We start from the raw sequence: 888 nt of genomic DNA on the forward strand, positions 1-888 counted from the left end.
GTTCGCCGGGTCGGGTGATCGGTGCCAGGGTTGGCTGCAAAGCGCAGCCGACTGACCCCTGGGAGATGTGGTGGCAGAACCGGTCCGAGCCCGCCGGCTCACCGACCAGGAAGGCCAGAAGCTCCAACGCATCGTGCGCCGCGGCAGCACCAGCACCGTGCGCTACCGCCGCGCGATGATGATCCTGGCCTCTTCCAGCGGCAACACCGTCCAAGCGATCGCGAACCTCCTCGCCGCCGACGAGGACACCGTCCGCGATGTCATCCATGCCTTCAACGACCAGGGGCTGGGCTGCCTGGACCCTAAGTGGGCGGGAGGCCGTCCCCGCCACCTCCGCCCCGACGAGGAGACCCTCGTCGTTCAGACGGCCACCACCCGCCCGGCCAAGCTCGGCCGCCCCTTCACCCGCTGGTCGCTGCGCAAGCTCGCCGCCCACCTGGCCGGGCTCGGCCTGCGCATCGGCCGCGAGGCACTGCGCCTGCTCCTGAAGGGCCGCGGCGTCACCTTCCAGCGCACCCGCACCTGGAAGGAATCGCCCGACCCCGATCTGGAGGCCAAGCTGGAGCGGATCGAGCACGTCACCACACACTTTCCCGACCGGGTCTTCGCCTTCGACGAGTTCGCACCGCCTGGGCATCCGCCCCACCGCCGGCACCGGGTGGGCACCGGCCACGCGTCCCGAGCGGCTGGCGGCGACCTACCGCCGCACCCACGGCATCACCTACTTCCACGGCTGCTACTCGGTCGGAGACGACACCCTGTGGGGAATCAACCACCGGCACAAAGGCACCGCCAACACGCTCACGGCGCTGAAGTCCATCCGCGCCGCCCGGCCCGACGGCGCTCCGATCTATGTCGTCCTGGACAACCTCTCGGCACACAAGGGCC

Annotated in this window: 1 pseudogene; it reads left to right on the forward strand. The window is 70.4% G+C overall.

Annotated features, from left to right (window positions below):
* Positions 1 to 70 precede the first annotated feature (70 nt).
* Positions 71 to 888 (forward strand): annotated as a pseudogene (locus tag ABEA15_RS25550) (IS630 family transposase); the annotation flags it as partial.

Origin of the sequence: Streptomonospora halophila (assembly GCF_039542725.1) — a bacterium.
Taxonomy (GTDB): Bacteria; Actinomycetota; Actinomycetes; order Streptosporangiales; family Streptosporangiaceae; genus Streptomonospora; species Streptomonospora halophila.